This is a genomic window from Rhizobium sp. BK176 (genome assembly GCF_024808055.1).
Genome location: NZ_JANUBV010000011.1, coordinates 163423 through 181632, shown reverse-complemented (window position 1 = coordinate 181632; position 18210 = coordinate 163423). Strand labels below are relative to the sequence as shown.

At 59.5% G+C, this 18210-nt stretch carries 23 protein-coding genes; 16 read left to right on the top strand and 7 right to left on the bottom strand.

Annotated elements, in window-relative coordinates:
• Nucleotides 1-6: 6 nt before the first annotated feature.
• Nucleotides 7-489, bottom strand: coding sequence for a DUF3052 domain-containing protein (locus tag FHT76_RS27300; protein WP_183861157.1), 483 nt, complete (start codon nt 487-489; stop codon nt 7-9).
• 104 nt (nt 490-593) lie between these two features.
• On the opposite strand from FHT76_RS27300, the gene FHT76_RS27295 reads away from it, so the two are divergent.
• The 3 genes from FHT76_RS27295 to FHT76_RS27285 all read left to right on the top strand — a co-directional run bounded on the left by FHT76_RS27295 (nt 594) and on the right by FHT76_RS27285 (nt 2741).
• Complete coding sequence (locus tag FHT76_RS27295) at nt 594-1508, top strand: DMT family transporter (RefSeq protein WP_183861159.1); 915 nt, start codon at nt 594-596, stop codon at nt 1506-1508.
• A 465-nt stretch (nt 1509-1973) separates the two neighbouring features.
• A complete protein-coding gene (locus tag FHT76_RS27290; protein WP_007534130.1) occupies nt 1974-2189 on the top strand; it encodes a cold-shock protein in 216 nt (71 codons plus the stop codon).
• 141 nt (nt 2190-2330) lie between these two features.
• The gene (locus FHT76_RS27285) at nt 2331-2741 is read left to right on the top strand and encodes a BA14K family protein (RefSeq protein WP_183754234.1); all 411 of its coding nucleotides are present in this window, start codon (nt 2331-2333) and stop codon (nt 2739-2741) included.
• A gap of 63 nt (nt 2742-2804) precedes the next feature.
• Here FHT76_RS27285 and FHT76_RS27280 read toward each other — a convergent pair whose 3' ends face one another.
• Complete coding sequence (locus tag FHT76_RS27280) at nt 2805-3452, bottom strand: MBL fold metallo-hydrolase (protein WP_183861161.1); 648 nt, start codon at nt 3450-3452, stop codon at nt 2805-2807.
• Between the two features lie 235 nt (nt 3453-3687).
• Between FHT76_RS27280 and FHT76_RS27275 the strand changes: the two genes are divergently transcribed.
• The 6 genes from FHT76_RS27275 (at nt 3688) to FHT76_RS27250 (ending at nt 8385) form a co-directional block, all read left to right on the top strand.
• Nucleotides 3688-4299, top strand: a complete 612-nt coding sequence (locus FHT76_RS27275) for a DUF1236 domain-containing protein (protein ID WP_183754231.1) — start codon at nt 3688-3690, stop codon at nt 4297-4299.
• 235 nt (nt 4300-4534) lie between these two features.
• Nucleotides 4535-4801 (top strand): hypothetical protein, encoded by a 267-nt coding sequence (locus FHT76_RS27270; RefSeq protein ID WP_037132788.1) that lies wholly within the window; start codon nt 4535-4537, stop codon nt 4799-4801.
• 388 nt (nt 4802-5189) lie between these two features.
• Nucleotides 5190-5687, top strand: coding sequence for a MarR family winged helix-turn-helix transcriptional regulator (locus FHT76_RS27265; RefSeq protein ID WP_183861163.1), 498 nt, complete (start codon nt 5190-5192; stop codon nt 5685-5687).
• Nucleotides 5688-6389, top strand: a complete 702-nt coding sequence (locus FHT76_RS27260; protein ID WP_183754229.1) for a response regulator — start codon at nt 5688-5690, stop codon at nt 6387-6389. It abuts the gene before it with no gap.
• A 28-nt stretch (nt 6390-6417) separates the two neighbouring features.
• Nucleotides 6418-7797 carry an ATP-binding protein gene (locus FHT76_RS27255; protein ID WP_183754227.1) on the top strand — a complete coding sequence of 460 codons (1380 nt, stop codon included), beginning with the start codon at nt 6418-6420 and terminating at the stop codon, nt 7795-7797.
• Nucleotides 7798-7809: 12 nt separating this feature from the next.
• Nucleotides 7810-8385, top strand: coding sequence for a DUF1349 domain-containing protein (locus tag FHT76_RS27250; protein ID WP_183861165.1), 576 nt, complete (start codon nt 7810-7812; stop codon nt 8383-8385).
• Here FHT76_RS27250 and FHT76_RS27245 read toward each other — a convergent pair whose 3' ends face one another.
• From FHT76_RS27245 to FHT76_RS27230, 4 genes are all read right to left on the bottom strand, one after another.
• Nucleotides 8386-8727, bottom strand: coding sequence for a tRNA-binding protein (locus FHT76_RS27245; RefSeq protein WP_183861167.1), 342 nt, complete (start codon nt 8725-8727; stop codon nt 8386-8388).
• Nucleotides 8728-8740: 13 nt separating this feature from the next.
• Nucleotides 8741-9559, bottom strand: coding sequence for a pyrroline-5-carboxylate reductase (gene proC / locus FHT76_RS27240; protein WP_183754221.1), 819 nt, complete (start codon nt 9557-9559; stop codon nt 8741-8743).
• Nucleotides 9560-10060 (bottom strand): YbjN domain-containing protein, encoded by a 501-nt coding sequence (locus FHT76_RS27235; protein ID WP_007789996.1) that lies wholly within the window; start codon nt 10058-10060, stop codon nt 9560-9562.
• A gap of 392 nt (nt 10061-10452) precedes the next feature.
• Nucleotides 10453-10713: an accessory factor UbiK family protein gene (locus FHT76_RS27230; protein ID WP_007534115.1), complete on the bottom strand. Its 261-nt coding sequence runs from the start codon at nt 10711-10713 to the stop codon at nt 10453-10455.
• A 279-nt stretch (nt 10714-10992) separates the two neighbouring features.
• Between FHT76_RS27230 and lgt the strand changes: the two genes are divergently transcribed.
• From lgt to FHT76_RS41465, 7 genes are all read left to right on the top strand, one after another.
• Nucleotides 10993-11874 (top strand): prolipoprotein diacylglyceryl transferase, encoded by an 882-nt coding sequence (lgt, locus tag FHT76_RS27225; protein ID WP_183861169.1) that lies wholly within the window; start codon nt 10993-10995, stop codon nt 11872-11874.
• 25 nt (nt 11875-11899) lie between these two features.
• The gene (locus tag FHT76_RS27220) at nt 11900-13000 is read left to right on the top strand and encodes a class I SAM-dependent methyltransferase (protein ID WP_183861171.1); all 1101 of its coding nucleotides are present in this window, start codon (nt 11900-11902) and stop codon (nt 12998-13000) included.
• 90 nt (nt 13001-13090) lie between these two features.
• Nucleotides 13091-13885 carry a peptidoglycan editing factor PgeF gene (gene pgeF, locus FHT76_RS27215; RefSeq protein WP_183861172.1) on the top strand — a complete coding sequence of 265 codons (795 nt, stop codon included), beginning with the start codon at nt 13091-13093 and terminating at the stop codon, nt 13883-13885.
• A 5-nt stretch (nt 13886-13890) separates the two neighbouring features.
• Entirely contained in the window at nt 13891-15042 is a 1152-nt protein-coding gene (locus tag FHT76_RS27210) for a Xaa-Pro peptidase family protein (RefSeq protein ID WP_183754215.1), read from the top strand.
• 148 nt (nt 15043-15190) lie between these two features.
• Complete coding sequence (locus FHT76_RS27205) at nt 15191-16015, top strand: hypothetical protein (RefSeq protein WP_183861174.1); 825 nt, start codon at nt 15191-15193, stop codon at nt 16013-16015.
• Nucleotides 16016-16121: 106 nt separating this feature from the next.
• Nucleotides 16122-17054, top strand: coding sequence for a ribose-phosphate pyrophosphokinase (locus tag FHT76_RS27200; RefSeq protein ID WP_183754212.1), 933 nt, complete (start codon nt 16122-16124; stop codon nt 17052-17054).
• Nucleotides 17055-17101: 47 nt separating this feature from the next.
• Nucleotides 17102-17464, top strand: a complete 363-nt coding sequence (locus FHT76_RS41465) for a Kazal-type serine protease inhibitor family protein (RefSeq protein WP_405049290.1) — start codon at nt 17102-17104, stop codon at nt 17462-17464.
• Nucleotides 17465-17490: 26 nt separating this feature from the next.
• Here FHT76_RS41465 and FHT76_RS27195 read toward each other — a convergent pair whose 3' ends face one another.
• Nucleotides 17491-18168 carry a peroxiredoxin-like family protein gene (locus tag FHT76_RS27195; RefSeq protein ID WP_183754209.1) on the bottom strand — a complete coding sequence of 226 codons (678 nt, stop codon included), beginning with the start codon at nt 18166-18168 and terminating at the stop codon, nt 17491-17493.
• Nucleotides 18169-18210 lie beyond the last annotated feature (42 nt).

Sequence of the window (18210 nt, the reverse complement as noted above, 5' to 3'; positions counted from 1 at the left end):
GGAGGCCTATAGCCCGGCGCGCAGGTCCTTTCGGATCACGAACTTCAAGCCGGACCATGTCTTGTCAATAGCGCAGACTTTGACGTCGACCATGCCCAGAGGCAGGAAGATCGTTCGCAGCACGTCTTCGGTGACCGTCGTCGAAACCCGCGCGGCTTTCTTGGGCCAGGAAATCCATAGCATCCCGTCCGGTTTCACAGCGGTTGAGAGAGCTAAAGCCATATCCTCCAGGACCGGCCGGCCTGTTTCGAAAACGTGGATGTAGTCGAAGCGACGCTCGACCACTGATGGCAACGCTGTCTCGATCGAGGAGAAACGCCCAAAGGTTTCTATCTCGGCAATCTCGGGCACGCCGATCAGCAATGCCGCCTGCCCCTCCCTCAAGCCCAGCTTTCGCGTGAGCGAACTGCCCGAATATCCCGCCGGCGCATCGCCCTGCTGCCGTGCCGCAGCTTTTTCGTCCAGCGATGAAACCGCTTTCGTGGTCATCCGTTTGCTCTCTGCGCTGCAAGGAATAGCGACATTCTTCACCCTTGCTCGAACGAAAGGCAACTGCTAACGCTCGGCATACTCTCTCCCGAACCGAGGATGAAATGACGCGCATTCAGGCGAACCTCCTTCTATTGCTTGCAGCTGCCATCTGGGGCGGCGGCTTTGTCGCGCAGTCGACGGCAATGAAGGCGATCGGCCCGTTCTGGTTCATTGGCCTGCGCTTTATGATCGCCGCCGTAGCGGTTCTGCCGTTCATGCTGTTCGAGGCACGCAAGGCGCCGGTTGCGACCGCGCCGCGGCATCTCAAGCTCTATCTGCTGACCGGTCTTGCGCTGTTCGGGGGCGCAGCTACCCAACAGATCGGCCTGCAGACAACGACGGTGACGAATTCGAGCTTCATCACCGGTCTCTATGTCGTCATCGTGCCATTGATCGCCGTCGTTTTCCTACGCCGTTCTCCGCACTGGATCATCTGGCCGGGTGCGCTCATGGCCGTTTCGGGTATCTACCTACTATCCGGCGGGCAACTCTCGGCATTGACGACGGGCGACCTGCTAACAGTCGTTTGCGCAATATTCTGGGCCGGACAGATCACGCTGGCCGGGATCACGGTGTCCGAGACCGGTCGCCCGCTGGCGCTCTCAACGGCCCAGTTTGCCGTCACCGGCGCCTGCGCCCTCGCCGTCGCTGTGGTTAGCGAGCCAATCAGCTGGGCGGCGATATGGGCCGCTGCCCCCGAGATCCTCTATGTCGGGATATTCTCCTCGGGTGTCGCCTTCTCGCTGCAGATTATCGGCCAACGCTACACCACCCCTTCACAGGCGGCGATCTTCCTGTCCGCCGAAGCGCTTTTTGGCGCCTCGCTTGGCGCCCTGCTGCTGGGCGAAACCATGCCGCCACTCGGCTATATCGGCTGCGCGCTGATGTTTACAGCGATGCTATTGGTTGAAGTGGTCCCCGAAATAGCGCGCCGTCGCGCTTCCGACAGGTTGAAACCGAGCCCAAATTTGGGTTGAACGCCCGGAAAAGAAAAAAACTTTAGCTTTTACGCAGTCGCGTTAACGTTGCATTTTTGGGAAAATCTGCTCCCAAATTATATTGCTAACGATGTAAACCGTTAAACTCTGGCGCCTAACGACCGATTTTTTGCTTTAAGGGCGTGAAAATGCTGCCCAGAGGCGCTTCTCGGCACAGAGGCGTTAAAAAACTTTTGCTTGCCAAAATTTAATAATCGCAGCACTCTCGCCGTGTTCGGGCATTTTGCGAGCATGGGAAGTCCTTGAGAATGTGCGCGCCGGAGACGCTAAAATTCCGGTCAACCAGTTCCGAGAAAACGGGCGTCAGTCCCGTGGTGAGCTTGGTTGTGCTAGAGGGGACCTTTTTCTCACATTTCAATAATTGCCTGCTAACGTCTCCGTGAGGAGGCAATATCAGTGATGCTGCCCGTGTGGATGGCGGGCAGAGATAAAAGGACCTGACGCATGGCCGAGACTGGCACAGTAAAATTCTTCAACACCGACAAAGGTTTTGGCTTTATCAAGCCGGACAAGGGCGGCGCGGACATCTTTGTACACATTTCTGCCGTTCAGGCTTCTGGCTTGGCCGGACTGACGGAAAATCAGAAGGTTAGCTTCGACACGGAGCCGGATCGCCGCGGCAAGGGCCCCAAGGCTGTCAACCTGCAGATTGCAGGCTGAGCCTCCAGCCAACGCTGTCAATTCGAGTTGAAGCCCGGCAGCGATGCCGGGTTTTGTCATTCAGCCTGCATTCACCTCGCGGCCCTTACCTTGCCATCATCAAGGTGCAGAACCGGAATCGGTTAAAACAGGGAAAGACAAATGAATAGGTTTGCCAAGGCGCTCTTCATGACGGCAACTGCTGCTGCCCTCACGGTGTCATCGATCGGCGTTGCATCGGCTGGTGATTGGCATCGTCATCATCACGGCGGCGACGACGCGCTCGTTGGCGGCGCCGTCGGTCTTGCAACCGGTCTGATCGTTGGCTCTGCTATTGCCAGCGCCCCGCGCTACGACGAGCCGCGCTACATCGACCCGCCTTATGAGCCGGGATACGAAGACGCTCCGGTCTATCGCGCTGCCCCGGCTCGCTATTATCGTCCAGTTGCCGACGTCGAGCCATGGACTCCGCAGTGGGAGCGCTATTGCTCATACCGCTACCGCTCCTTCGACCCGCGCAGCGGCACCTATATCGGCTACGACGGTCGCAGCCATTTCTGCACGGCCGGCTGATCGACCAGCTGCATAATCGAGCACGAAGCGCCGCCTCTCAGCGGCGCTTTTGTTTTTTGATGATCAGATTCCCTGCAGGAAGGGGTTGCTGCGGCGTTCGTCGCCAATCCGGCTGCCTGGCCCGTGACCGCAAATGAAGCCGACGTCGTCGCCGAGCGGTAAAACTTTGTCCCGGATGGAGTCGATCAGTTGCTGGTGATTACCTCCCGGCAGATCCGTTCGACCGATCGAGCCGTTGAAAAGGACATCACCCAGATGAGCGAAATTCTGCACGCGATTGAAGTAGATGACATGCCCCGGTGCGTGACCCGGAGTGTGATACACCTCGAACTCGTGGCTGCCGAAGGAAACCTTGTCGCCATCCTTCAGCCAGCGATCCGGAACGACGTCCTGCATACCGGGCGGTAAACCATATTTCTGCGCCTGCATCTCAATCCGCTGCAGTAGTGGAAGGTCGTCCTCGTGCGGACCGACGATCTCGATGCCTAAGGCCTCCTTGAGTTCCTTTGCCCCGCCAGCGTGGTCGAGGTGACCGTGTGTTAGCCAAATCGCCTTGATGTTAAGCGCGTTCGCCGTGATGGCCTGCAGGATTGCTGGGACGTCCCCACCGGGATCGACCACGACGCCTTCCTTGGTTTCCGGATCGAATAGGATCGTGCAGTTCTGTTGAAAGGGTGTCACCGGAATAATACCGGCCTGGAGCATGCCCATGAGTGCCTCGCTTGTCTCTGTCCCGCATTCGTATAGTCCGAAACGTCGCAACGAGCAGCCCGCGATTTATTGGGTGCTGCGTCAGGTCACGGGAGGCTTACTCCATTCGGCGTTCAGTCACCAGTCGCGATGGAGTTTAACACGTCGATACAATCGTTTACCGGCGAAGGGCAAGCAGGGGGAACCTCGTCATACTCCAAACGTTACCTGCCTGTGTAAGACAAGGAGAAACGAGATGACCTTCAAGCGAAATCTATTCCTAGCTGGGGCGATCGTCGTGGGAAGCGCCGGTTTTGCCCAGGCGGAAATGGTTGCGACGGCCATCAACGATCTGAACGTTCGTGCCGGCCCTGGCCCTCAGTATCCCGCTGTCGGCGTAGCGCCGCGCGGCTCGCAGGCAATGTTGGATGGCTGCATCCAGGGAAGCCGCTGGTGCCGGGTTGACGTCGGCGGTGTCCGCGGCTGGGTCTATGCGCAGTATCTGCAAGTCGAGCAGGCTGGCAGCACGGTCGTCGTCGAGCAACATCAGTCGGAACTTGGCGTTCCTGTCGTGACTTATGAAACGACCGCAAGCGTCGCTCCAGCTGACCCGGCACCAGGCGACGAGCTGCTGGGACCGGTCGGTTCCGTAGAGGCGATTAGCCCGCCGGAAACAGTCACGACCTACGTCCAGACCAACCCGGCCCAGACCGTACGTCTCGGCGGTGATGTCGTGGTCGGCGCCTCCGTGCCCAATGACGTGACGTTCCAGGAAATTCCGGACTATCAGTATCGATATGTCCGCATCAATGATCGCCCGGTTCTTGTCGATCCCGGCACCCGTCGCATCGTCTACGTCTACAACTGACCGCGATGCACAAGATGAAAAGGCGCTTTCGGGCGCCTTTTTTTGTTGACGGACGCAAGGAAGCTTCCCGCATGAGTTGCTTTCTATTTCAAGTTTCATTCAATCATGATAAGATACTGAAATTCAGACGATATCCCTGCTCCCGGTCGGACGTCGGATCGCCTGTATGGCTGGCGATCCATTCAGACCGCGCAGCCGGCAGAGGCGTTTTGAGGAAACGCGAAGGAGGGAAATCGTGGAAGCCTTATTGCCTATCATCACGCAAGCGATCGCAGGCGCCGTCGGCGGCAATGTCGCAAGCGGCGCGTTGAAGCAGGTTGCAATCAATGCCGTTGCCCGGACGATCGCCGGTGCAATCGGTGGCATCGGCGGCGGCATGCTGCTCAGCATGGTCGGCGGCGAAGCGGCAATGACCGGCCTGATCGCCGATGGTATCGGCGGCCTGATCGGCGGCGGTATCCTGTCGACGATCGTCGGCGCGGTGGCCGCTCGCGCCAGGTAGACAGAGCAACGAAAACGGTCGCGCCTCCAGGAAAGCGGCCGCTCTCTTGCCATCAGATCACTCGGCCGCTACCGCGGCCGGGTACATTCCTTTCATGTGGCGTTCGTCAACGGTTCGTGATCGTCGCGAACTTAATCCATCTCGCGCTCGCCTGCGCCCGCACGCCATTGCTGTTGATTGTTGTCCCCAATACGTTTTATCCACTCACGTAGGGGAAATTACGCATTGTTGTGAAGTTTGCGAAGTCGGTCCAAATTCCGGTGGAATGGCGTCCTCTTCCGTCTTTGCAACGCGTGGGGAAGCTAGCAGCGCGCGAAGATATGTCGCCGATACTGACATATTCACGAGAGCTTCCCACAAGGTGCGCAACAAGAAAGGAAATGCCAAATTGGCACGCCAGACGAGCCCGAAGACGGGCAAGCCGGAACCGTTGAAACTGCCGATGGAGAACACGGAAACCATCGATTTTGAGATCATCGAGCTTCTGTTCTTTTCCTATCGTGACTTCGTTTCCGATCCCGACGCCATCTTGGCGGAGATCGGCTTCGGGCGGGCGCACCACCGTGTCGTTCATTTCGTTAACCGCAACCCGGGCATGACAGTTGCCGATCTGCTGGATACGTTGAAGATTACCAAGCAGAGTCTTGCAAGAGTGCTCAAACAACTCATCGATTCGGGGTATATTCGTCAGATTGCGGGGCCTGAAGACAGGCGGCAGCGCAAGCTCTATCCTACCAAGCTGGGGCGCGAGCTTGCTCTTGCTCTGGCAGAGCCGCAATCGCGCCGTATTGAGAGAGCATTCGACGGGGCTTCTCCGGAGGTACGGGAAGGCATAAAGGCCTTCCTCAAGGGTATGCGGAACAGACCAAACTCGAGAGCAGATTGAATGGCGACAAAGACAGTGATTTCGGACGACGCTGCGCACTTGCTTGTTGTGGATGACGACACGCGTATCCGCGCCCTGCTCAACCGCTATTTGACCGAGAACGGCTTCAGGGTGACGGTGGCCGCGGATGGCGCTGAGGCCCAGCGCAAGCTCGCCGGCTTGGATTTCGACCTCATCATCATGGACGTCATGATGCCCGGCGATTCGGGCATCGAAGTAACCAAGGGTCTGCGCACGATCAAGAACGTGCCGATCATCATGCTGACGGCGCTGGCGGAATCGGGCAGCCGTATCGCCGGGCTGGAGGCTGGCGCCGACGATTATCTGGCGAAGCCCTTCGATCCCCGCGAACTCGTTTTGCGCGTCAACAATATCCTGCGCCGCAATGTCTCGAGCGATGCGCCGAAGATCGAACAGGTGATGTTCGGACCATACACATTCTCGTTGACACGCAAGGAACTGAAGAAGGCCTCCGAAGTCGTTCGGCTGACGGATCGCGAGCAGGAAATCATGCTGCTGTTCGCCAAGCGCGCCGGCGATACCATTCCGCGGCATGAGCTCATCGGCAACGATGTCGAAGTCGGCGAGCGCACCATCGATGTGCAGATCAATCGGCTGCGACGCAAGATCGAGGACGATCCCGCAAATCCGGTCTGGCTGCAGACGGTTCGTGGTATAGGATACCGGCTGAGCATCGATTGACAGTCGCAACCCCAGGATCAGCGACCATATGGTGACATTCGACTCCCTTCGGCGCGACGACCGCTCGCCCGCCCGCGGCTGGCGGGCGATGTTGCGCAGATTTCGGTTCTATCTGCCGACAGGACTCTACGTTCGCTCGCTGCTCATCATCATTATCCCGATGGTGCTGCTGCAGTCCGTCGTTGCCGCTCTGTTCATGGAGCGCCACTGGCAGATGGTGACGCAGCGCCTCTCTGCAGCGGTCACGCGCGACATTGCGGCGGTGATCCAGATCATCGAGACCTACCCGCAGGACACGGATTATAGCGAAATCACGCGGATAGCGCGCGACCAGTTGAACCTGCAGATATCAATAGAGCCCGATGGCGATTTGCCGACGCCGCGCACCAAGCCTTTCTTCTCCATTCTCGACGGAATCCTCAGCGACGAACTCAGCGACCAGATCAAGCGCCCGTTCTGGATCGATACGTTGGGCGATTCCAACCTCGTCGAGGTCCGCATAAAGCTCGAGGACAAGATCCTCCGCGTATTGGCAAGACGCAGTTCGACCTACGCTTCCAACACTCACATCTTCATTGTCTGGATGGTCGGTGCTTCGCTGGTATTGATCGGCATATCTATTCTTTTCCTGCGCGGACAGATCCGTCCGATACTTGCGCTTGCGAACGCGGCCGAAAGCTTCGGCAAGGGCCAGAAGGCAGACAATTTCCACCCGCGCGGAGCGGACGAGGTTCGCCGTGCCGGTCTCGCCTTCATTCTGATGCGCGAGCGTATCGAACGCCAGCTTGAGCAGCGCACGGCGATGCTGACGGGAGTGAGTCACGATCTGCGCACGATCCTGACCCGCTTCAAACTGCAGCTGGCGCTTGCCGGCGAAAATCCCGATCTGCACGGTCTGAACGACGACGTCAACGATATGCAGTCGATGCTTGAGGCCTACATGGCGTTCGCCCGAAGCGAGGTCGAAGAAGATGTCGGCGACATGAAGCTCAGCGACCTTTTCGCGCGAGTGGAGGCAGACTTCGAACTTCACGAGGGCAAGGAATTTACATACGCGATCGAGGGAGACGATGAGATCTCGGTGCGCCCGAACGCCTTCACGCGCCTTGTGACCAACCTCGCCTCCAATGCCCGACGTTACGCCAATACCCTGGACATCAACGCCAAGCACAGCGCCAAGTGGCTGACGATCACTTTTGATGATGATGGCCCGGGCATTCCCGAGAAGAACCGCGAGGATGTCTTCAAGCCGTTCTTCCGGCTCGACGAAGCGCGAAATCTCGATGCCTCGGGCACAGGCCTCGGCCTGGCGATCGCCCGCGACATTGCGCGAAGCCATGGCGGCAATGTCACGCTCGGCGATAGCCCTCTCGGCGGTCTACGGGCGACCGTCCGCCTGCCCGCGTGAGGAAAGGTGACCATGAACACGCACTCAATGACATGGCTGAACCCGCCGCCCCGCTTCGAATTGCGCGGCGAGGATTTGCATGTATGGTCGGGACCAAAGACCGATTTCTGGCAGGGAACTTATTACGGCTTCCATCGCGACGATGGACATTTCTTGCACCAGCAAAGACAAGGTGATTTCACCGCCCAAGTCTGCTTCTCGGGACACTACCAAGACCTCTACGACCAGGCGGGCCTCATGGTGCGGGCTGATGCGGCGCATTGGATGAAGTGCGGGATCGAATATACCGATGGCGCCATGCATTTCAGCACCGTCGTGACCAACGGCAACTCCGATTGGTCAGCCTTTCGCCTTGACCATACATTTGAGCGCATGAGCGTGCGGGTGACGCGGAATGGCGATGCACTGTTCGTTCAATATAGGACGGATCGCATGGAAGGCTGGCGCATGGCCCGCCTTGCGTGGTTCGATCCGACATTTGCGGAGGTCGCCGTCGGGCTAGTATTCTGCTCACCGCAACGCGCAGGCTTCGAAGCAGTATTCCACGACTTCTCGCTGACCGACCCCCTGTCGCGCGAGATTCATTGATCACATGAGCTTCTGGCCGTTTGGCACCGGCCTGTCGGTCGCAGCAAGTACGATCGCGCCCGCTTCATCCTCGAAACCGAGCGTCAGGACTTCCGAGCGAACCGGACCGATCTGCCGTGGAGGAAAGTTGACCACACCAAGAACCTGCCGACCGACAAGGCTCTCGGGCGTGTAGTGAACCGTGATCTGGGCTGACGACTTCTTGAGGCCGATTTCGGGACCGAAGTCGATCAGCAGCTTGAAAGCCGGCTTACGCGCTTCCGGAAATGGACTTGCCTCAACGATCGTACCAACGCGAATGTCGACACGCTCGAAGTCGGCATAGGTGATCTCGTCAGCCATGGTCTTGGTGTCCTCAGCCAGCAAGCTCTTCGGCGCGCTTGCGCGCTGCGGCAAGGGCCTTGTCGAAAAGCGGCTGCATCGCATCGTCGGCCATCAGCACGGAAAGCGCGGCAGCCGTCGTACCGCCCGGCGATGTCACATTCTGCCGGAGCCGCGAGGCGTCGTCGGGGGACTGGTGCAAAAGCTCACCAGCCCCCGCGACTGTTTCCCGTGCAAGGCGCATGGCAAGGTCCGCCTGCAAGCCAAGTTTACGGCCTGCCTCTGCCATACACTCGACGAGATAGAACACATAGGCCGGTCCGCTACCCGACAGCGCCGTCACGGCGTCGATGTCAGCTTCAGTGGGGACCCACTCGACCGGACCGGATACACGCAAGAGAGAATGAACCTGTTCGCGCTGCGCATCAGTGACGCGCGCATTGGCAAACGCACCCGTGATACCGCGACCGACCATGGCCGGGGTGTTCGGCATGGCGCGCACCATCGCGGACTCGCCGAGATGCTTTTCAAGGAACGACAGCGTCTTGCCGGCAGCCACTGAAACAACGACGGTTTCCTGCCCCACCGTTTCCTTGACCGGAGGCAGCACGGCATCCATCACCTGCGGCTTGACCGCGAGGAACAGAACGCCGGCCGTCAATCCGGCCGGGGCCGAGGTGACATGGGTCGCACCGGCGTCGGTGATCGTCTTCAGCATCTGGTCCGAGGGACCCGGGTCAATGACGACGATAGAAGAACCGGGCACGCCGTTCTTCAGCCAGCCGGAGAGCATAGCGCCCCCCATATTGCCGGCGCCGATGAGAACAACAGGACCTGAAGCTGCGGATGACATTTACGCCTCGCCGACGGTTTCGAAGAGAACCGCTTCCATCGCACGGTTCGCATCCATGCCGGACCAGATCACGAACTGGAAAGCCTGATAATACGCCTCGCATGTGTCCAGCGCACTAGCGAGCAGAACTTCGACCTGTCGATTGGTCGGCTCGGCACCGCCGGCAAGCAGCAGCGACTGGCGAAAGATGATGACATCTTCCTGACGCCACAGATCGAAGTGTCCCATCAGGACCTGGCCATTGATTGCCGCCAAAAGCTTGGTGACTTCGTTGACACGCTGTTCGGGAACCTTGACGTCGAAGGCGCAGCCCAGATGCAGCGCCTCGAATTCTTCCATCCAGGAAAAGGAAACGTGGTAGTCGGTCCACTTCCCTTCAACCGTCATCGCAATCTCGTCATCGCCCGACCGCTCGAAAGACCAGTCGTTATTGGCGGCGACGTACTCGATCATATCGACCGGGTTCGACTGACGCTCGACTTCCAATTCCATGAGGCTCATGCAGCACCTTCTTGACCGGAGTGAATGCGAACCAACTTCGTCAACGAGACACAAGGAGAACACACGCAACAGCCGGAACCACCAACCCTGATGACCGTTGAACCGCTACCAGACTTAACGCAGTCAAACCTGCCTGGAGCTTACCAACCGCTTCGAATCATCATTTAAAATCAGTGTATAATGGGCTAGGCGACACGCCAGCCCCTTAGCGCCGTTTTAGGGAACGGCACTGTGGAAAGCTTTTCGGATTTCCATTCAGAAGGAGGGTTTAAATGACTCTGCCCATTGATCTTTTTGGCAGTGTCCACAGGTGGATAACGGCACCTGGTTTTTAGGTCGCAGCCGCGGCGTGTCTCATAAAGGTCACACCACGGCCTGTCTCACAACAGGAATTACTTGCCCTTGGCTGCAAGCTTCTCTTCAAGGGCCGCGATGCGTGCCAGCAGCGCATCGTTTTCATCACGCGCCTTGATCGCCATCTCGCGCACGACCTCGAATTCCTCGCGCTTGACGATATCGAGTGTGTTCAGCCAGCGCTCCGCCTGCGCATTGAAGGCCGTCTCGATTTCCTTGCGCACGCCTTGGGCGGCACCGGCCGCGTCCGTCATCAGCTTGGCGAACTCGTCCATGATGCGGTTTGCTCCAGTCGTCATGGCGGTTTTCTCCCTTTGCAACATACAATTACGACCGTTAGGCCTTTCAGGGAATGAGGTAGGGCTTCGCCAGTAAGGATGCAAGCGCTTTACTCTGGATAAGCCGGCCCGCCCTTTCGCGATCGCCAACAATCGACTTGACCGCTTTTGATCGCAGCGCCATCTTCCGCCCACATCGAGCTTGGCGCGCCTTCAGAAAGTCGCAAAGGACGCCTTGAAGAGAACTGCGTCAGACGCCCGATTCCATACCTCGGGCTTGCGCCAGCGAATGGGAAACCCTTGCCGACAGTAGCCAATCTCATGGCGATCATGCCGTTCCCCGAGATCGATCCGATCGCCTTTTCGCTCGGCCCCCTCTCAATTCATTGGTACGGACTTGCCTATGTCGCCGGCATCATGCTCGGCTGGTACTATGCGCGTCAGATCGCTGGAAACAACAAGCTGTGGCCGGGCGATGTTTCGCCTATCACCAAGGTTCAGCTCGACGATTTCATCATCTGGGTCGCGCTCGGCATCGTTCTCGGAGGCCGCATCGGCTATATCCTCTTCTACGATATGCCGGCGGTGATCGAGAACCCGATCCGCGCGATCCAGATATGGAACGGCGGCATGTCGTTCCATGGCGGACTGACGGGCACCACCATCGCCATGGCGATCTTCGCCCGTCGCAACAGCGTACCGATCTGGAGCCTATTCGATATCGTGGCAGCGGTCGTGCCGATTGGCCTCTTCTGCGGCCGTATCGCCAACTTCATCAATGGTGAATTGTGGGGTCGCCTGACGGATGCGCCCTGGGGCATGGTTTTCTGCAACCAATACATCGAGAGGAACAATGGCTATTGCCCTGGCGGCGACTTCGTTCGCCACCCGAGCCAGCTATATGAAGCCGGCCTGGAAGGCATCGTGCTCCTGCTCGTGCTTGCTGTTCTGATTTACGGTTTCCGCGCCCTGAAGAGCCCTGGATTCATCACCGGCGTCTTCGTCTGCGGCTACGCGCTCTCTCGCATTTTCGTCGAATTCTTCCGTGAACCGGATGCACAGTTGGGCTACCTGCTGGGCACCAATTGGCTGACCATGGGCATGGTGCTTTCCACGCCGATGGTTCTGCTGGGAATCTGGGCCATGCTTCGCGCTCGCCGTCAGGCTGCCCTGCAGCACTAACCGCAGCTGGACAAGAGGGGGATCCATGAGCACCGCGCTCGGTGAGAAGATCAAGGCCATCATAGAGGCGAACGGCCCGATCAGCGTCACGGACTTTTTCTCGCTGTGCCTCGCCGATCCCGAATATGGGTACTACAGGACCCGCGAGCCTTTCGGGCGCTCCGGCGACTTCGTGACCGCGCCGGAGGTCAGCCAGCTTTTTGGCGAAATGATCGGCGTCTTCGTTGTCCATGCCTGGCAGCGCCACGGAACGCCTGCCGGTGTCCGCCTCGTCGAGATCGGCCCCGGTCGCGGCACCATGATGTCGGATATGCTGCGCGTCATCTCCCGCATCGCGCCGCCGCTGTTCGAGGACATGACGGTGCACCTCGTCGAAACCAGCGAACGACTGCGCGATATCCAACGGGAAACGCTGGCGCCTCATGGCGACAGGGTCAGCTGGCATCAGGGTTTCGATGAAGTGCCGCCAGGATTTTCGCTCGTCGCGGCGAACGAGTTGTTCGATGCGATCCCGATCCGTCAGTTCGTGAGAACGCCGGCTGGCTTCCGTGAAAGGATGGTCGGCACCGACGCCGCGGGCGAACTAACGTTCGGCGCCGGCGTGGCGGGGATCGATTCCAGCCTCCTGCCATGGCCGGAAGAGGACGTGCTTCCCGGAACAGTGTTTGAAGTCTCGCCGGCTCGCCAGTCGGTGATGATTGCGATCTGCGATCGGTTGAAGGCATTTGGCGGAACCGCTGTCGCCATCGACTACGGCCACCTTGTGAGCGGCTACGGCGATACGCTGCAAGCCGTGCGCATGCACGAGTATGATCCACCGTTGGCGAATCCCGGCGAAGCTGACCTGACGAGCCACGTCGACTTTCAGGCCCTTGCGCAAGCCGCCGCCTCCGCCGGCGTTCACATGAACGGCATGGTGCACCAAGGTGATTTTCTCGTCGGCCTCGGCATTCTCGATCGCGCAGCCGCCCTTGGCCGTGACCGCGAGGCACATACGCGGCAGATTATCCAGACAGCAGTCGATCGACTGGCCGGCGAAGGTGAAGGGCGCATGGGCGAACTCTTCAAGGTCCTGGCGGTCTCGTACCCGGCCGTGGATTTGATGCCTTTCCGTTCTGTGGATTGACAGCGCGAGCGCCGCTGGGCCAACATTCAGCACAACCGAGCAGGTCTCGCCATCGAGCAAGGTGCACAACAATCAATCTTGGAATTTCGAATGAATGAAGCAGCAACTCCGGCACCGATCCAAAGCGCGCTGCTGAAAGAGGCAACCGGTGACGCCATTCTCCATGGCTATTTCACCCGGCAGGGCGGCGTCTCGGATGGCATCTATCGCGGCTTGAACGTCGGCCTTGGCTCGAATGATGAGCGCGTGAAGGTTCAGGAAAACCGCCGCCGCGTGGCAAACTGGTTTGAGTTGCCGGTCGAGCGTCTCGCTACCGTGCACCAGGTCCATTCGCCCGACGTCGTCATCGTCGACAAGGATTATGACGGCGCCCGCCCGGCAGCAGATGCGCTGGTAACGGCAACTCCGGGCATAGCGCTCGGGGTGCTGGCAGCCGATTGCGGACCTATTCTCTTTGCCGATCCGCAAAACGGCGTTATCGGCGCCGCGCATGCCGGTTGGAAAGGCGCCCTTACCGGCGTGCTGGAGAACACCATCGACACCATGGTCCAACTGGGCGCGAAGCGGGACGCAATTGTTGCCTGCCTTGGGCCGTCGATCAGCCAGGCGAGCTATGAGGTTGGCCCGGAATTCGTGGAGCGCTTTGTCGTGCAGGATCCATCGTACGAGCGCTACTTCGAACCCTCCGAAAAGCCGGGCCACGCGATGTTCGACCTGCAGGCCCTCACCGTCGATCGACTGCGCGCCACTGGCGTCCGGGCAGAGAGCTTAGGTCTCTGCACTTATCCGGACGCCGAACGCTTCTTCTCGTATCGGCGGACCACACATAATAGGGAGCCGGACTACGGCCGGCAGATTTCAGCAATCGCAATCAGGGAGATTTGAGCGGCATGGCCCTGCACTTCGACAGACCCGAATTCGCCGTCCGCCTCGCGCGTCTGACTGACAAAATGCGCGAAGAGAAACTGGATGCCCTGCTGCTCTTCGCCCAGGAAAGCATGTACTGGCTGACCGGATACGATACCTTCGGCTACTGCTTCTTCCAGACCCTTGTCGTCAAGTCCGACGGGACGATGGCCCTGCTCACCCGCTCGGCCGATCTGCGTCAGGCCAAGCACACCTCAATCTTGGAAAACGTCCACATCTGGGTCGACCGCGTGAATGCCGACCCGACCGTCGACCTCCGGAACCTGCTGGTCGAGATGGATCTGCTCGGCGCCAGAATCGGCGTCGAATACGATACGCATGGCATGACCGGCCGCGTTGCCCGGATGCTGGATGCGCAGTTGACGTCCTTCGGTCAGATCGTCGACGCATCCTATCTCGTCAGCCGCCTGAGACTGGTCAAGAGTCCCGCTGAAGTGGCCTATGTGGAACGCGCCGCGGTGCTCGCCGACGATGCGCTCGATGCGGCGCTCGGGCTGACCAAGCCCGGCGCTGACGAAGCGGACATTCTCGCTGCCATGCAAGGCGCGGTCTTTACTGGCGGCGGCGACTATCCCGCCAACGAGTTCATTGTCGGATCCGCCGAGGATGCGCTGCTCTGCCGCTACAAGGCCGGCCGACGCAAGCTCGACGCGAACGACCAACTGACGCTCGAATGGGCCGGTACCTTTGCGCATTATCATGCAGGAATGATGCGAACGGTTGTCATCGGTGAGCCGAGTTACCGCCACCGCGAGCTCTACAATGCCTGCTTCGAGACGATCCAGGCGATCGAGACGGTACTGAAGCCGGGCTACAGCTTCGGCGATGTCTTCGATAAGCATGCGAAAATCATGGATGAGCGCGGTCTGTCGCGCCATCGCCTCAACGCCTGCGGCTATTCACTCGGCGCCCGTTTCTCGCCGTCCTGGATGGAGCACCAGATGTTCCATGTCGGCAATCCGCAGGCGATCGAGCCCAATATGTCGCTCTTCGTGCACATGATCATCATGGATTCCGACACTGGCACGGCGATGACCCTCGGGCAGACCTATCTGACGACCGACGACGCACCCCGCGCGCTTTCCCGTCACTCGCTGGACTTCATCAACGTCTAGGCGGGAGACGGAGAAGCGTGGACAGCTCAGAGAGCCAGTCATCCTAATACGGCGCAAACCATTGCGGGCAAGAATCCGGAATTGACACAGACCGGCGCCGGCCTTCATAAAGTGCACGGGGCCGGCACTTGGAAGGATGAAACGAGGGATGACGCGAGTTGCGACTGCGCCGATGCTCCTTGCCTGCTTTGCCCTGTCCGCCTGCAACACCACCGACGCCCTCGTTCCGCTGGTCGATATTGGCGATTCCTCAGCAAACATGCGTTCATCGCCGGTAACGCAGGGCGACGCGGAACGCATGGCCGGCACGCCGCCGCGCCAGCAGGCTTTCGCCTCCCTGCAGCGGGCGAACGGATATCATCCCGCTTACCATCAGATGACGTACCGCCAGGGTTCCGGCGCACCGCCGACAACGATGGAAGCCCAGGCCATTGCGCTCGAAAACAACCCCTCCTCTCCCGCGGCCTCCGCTCCGATCAAGACGCAGACGCTGCCGGAGCCCATATCGAACGCCCAGGCCGAGGAAGAGGATATGGTGGAAGCGCCTGCCCGCCAGCCGCGGCAGCAGACCCAGACGGCTGCGCTGACCGCGAGCTCATCGTCACGCGGCTCGACCGTTCGCTTCCTGCCGATCATCGGCGCGCCCGTCCAAGCCGTTACGCCGCTGTCGCGCCAGCTCGGAGCGGAAGCGCGGTCGCACGGCCTCTCGATCAAGAGCTCGAACGACAGCTCCACCGCCTACATACTGAAGGGTTACCTGTCGGCCTTTTCCGACAGCGGTAAGGTGACCGTGGTCTATGTGTGGGACGTTCTAGACGGCGCTGGTGCTCGCCTGCACCGCATCCAGGGACAAGAAAGCATCCCTTCGGATGCACAGGATCCCTGGGCCGCCGTCCCGGCTTCTGTGATGCAGCAAATCGCCTCCAAAACCATCACCGAATTCTCGACCTGGCGTGACGCCCGTGACGGCTAAGCCACAAGGTTTTTAGAAATATGAGCGCAGATGACGCGTTAGCCCTTGCATTCAGAAGCAAGCTGGCTAAAAAGCGCGGCTATCAGCAGGAAATAGGCGGACCAAGATGAAGGTTTTCGCAGGCAATTCGAACCGGCATCTCGCCGAAGCGATCTGCAGCTATCTCAATGTGCCCTTGGGCAAAGCCAGCGTCAGAAGATTTGCCGATCAGGAAATCTTTGTCGAAGTTCAGGAAAATGTTCGCGGCGAAGACGTGTTCGTCTTCCAGTCGACGTCTTTCCCGACGAACGATCACCTCATGGAACTGCTCATCATGATCGATGCGATGCGCCGCTCGTCTGCGCGCCGCATCACCGCCGTTCTTCCCTATTTCGGCTACGCCCGACAGGATCGACGCGCCTCCGGGCGTACGCCGATCTCGGCCAAACTCGTCGCAAACCTCATCACGGAAGCCGGCGCCGATCGTGTGCTGACGCTCGACTTGCACGCTGGCCAGATTCAAGGCTTCTTCGATATCCCGACGGATAACCTCTACGCCATCCCGGTCCTGACACGCGATATCAAGGCCAATTACGACATCAGCAACGTCATGGTCGTTTCGCCTGATGTCGGCGGCGTCGTTCGAGCCCGCGCGCTCGCGAAACGCCTCGACTGTCTGCTGGCGATCGTGGACAAGCGCCGCGACCGCCCGGGCGAATCCGAAGTCATGAACATCATCGGCGAAGTCGAAGGCAAGGACTGCCTGCTGATCGACGACATCGTCGATTCCGGCGGCACACTCTGCAATGCCGCGGATGCCCTTCTTGCCCAGGGCGCTGCAAGCGTTACCGCGTATATCACCCACGGCGTTCTTTCCGGCGGCGCGGTTACCCGCATCACCTCTTCGAAGCTTCGCGAGCTCGTAATCACCGACTCCATTCAGCCGACCACCGCCGTCCAGTCTGCCCACAACATCCGCGTCGTCAGCACTGCAAGTCTGATCGGCGAGGCGATCAACAGGACCAGCCAGGAAGAGTCGGTTTCGAGCCTGTTTGACTGATCTGTTAGAGATTATCAGCGGTCGCTGACGTTTGAACTTCCCCGCAAATGCAACTTGCGCTAGGATTTCGTAAGAAATCCAGCCATGGGGGAAGAGTTATGACACTCGCCGGATTCCTATCGACACGAAAGCTCGCCTTGCTTGCGCTCATCCCGCTTCTTTCTGCCTGCACAGCAGACATGGGGTCCGGCTACTCGCGCCCGTCAACATCGCCCCCTCCTCGCCTGCCGACCAACCCGGAGATATGCACCAGGGAATATGCTCCGGTCTGTGGCCAGCGAGGGCCGAGTGTCCGGACATTCTCCAATGCATGCGAGGCGCGCGCAGCCAACTTCACGGTGATCAATCGCGGCCAGTGCCGCAGACAGCCGGGCATCACGGTGCGTCCAGCGCAGCCGGGTGGTATGTGAACCTGCGAGTATGATGCCGTCGAACACTAGGCAGCGATATGGGATGCGGCCGACATAACCTCCTCAGGCGCGGGCACGCCGAACATATGGCGTCCCTCGTCGGCAACCTCAGTGAAGCACCATCTGACGACACCATCGCGGTCGAGCAGGAATTCACCAACCAACTGCCCCTCGCCCGTCGCGATCATGCGCTTATCGTCGTCGGAGAATTCGTAGCCGTCGGCATTGTCGAGGAATTCGACAGCCGCCATCGGCGCCATCGGCTCAGGCAAATCCGGGATATCGACACGCATGGACGTGAGCGTATCGAGACTGACTTTGTATGGCCAGACTGTCTCTGATTGCGTGAACTCGAGGTTCGGGAGCCCAAAGGCGCGATGCGATACCCTGTCGGGATCGGACGCTGCCACCAGATTGGGCAAGGGATGATAGCGGAAATAGAGGCGGGCCCGGTCGATGGGCGTGTTCACGATCGTCAGGCTCTCGACTCCCTTCTGCTGGAGTTCACCCGCAAGGCTCGCCATTGAGGCAATTTGCCGCCGGCAGAACGGACAGTGGAGCCCCCTAAACAGGCCGACCAGCACGGGCTTCTGCCCGCGGAAGTCGTCAATCGAGATCTTGCCCTGACGGGTGATCGCATCGAGAACGATATTCGGCGCGCGGTCGCCGGGCTGCAACGGTCTTTCGCTTCGATTTGCGGGCATGACACCCTCCCTCACTTGCACGTCGGCGAAACGCCGAGCGGA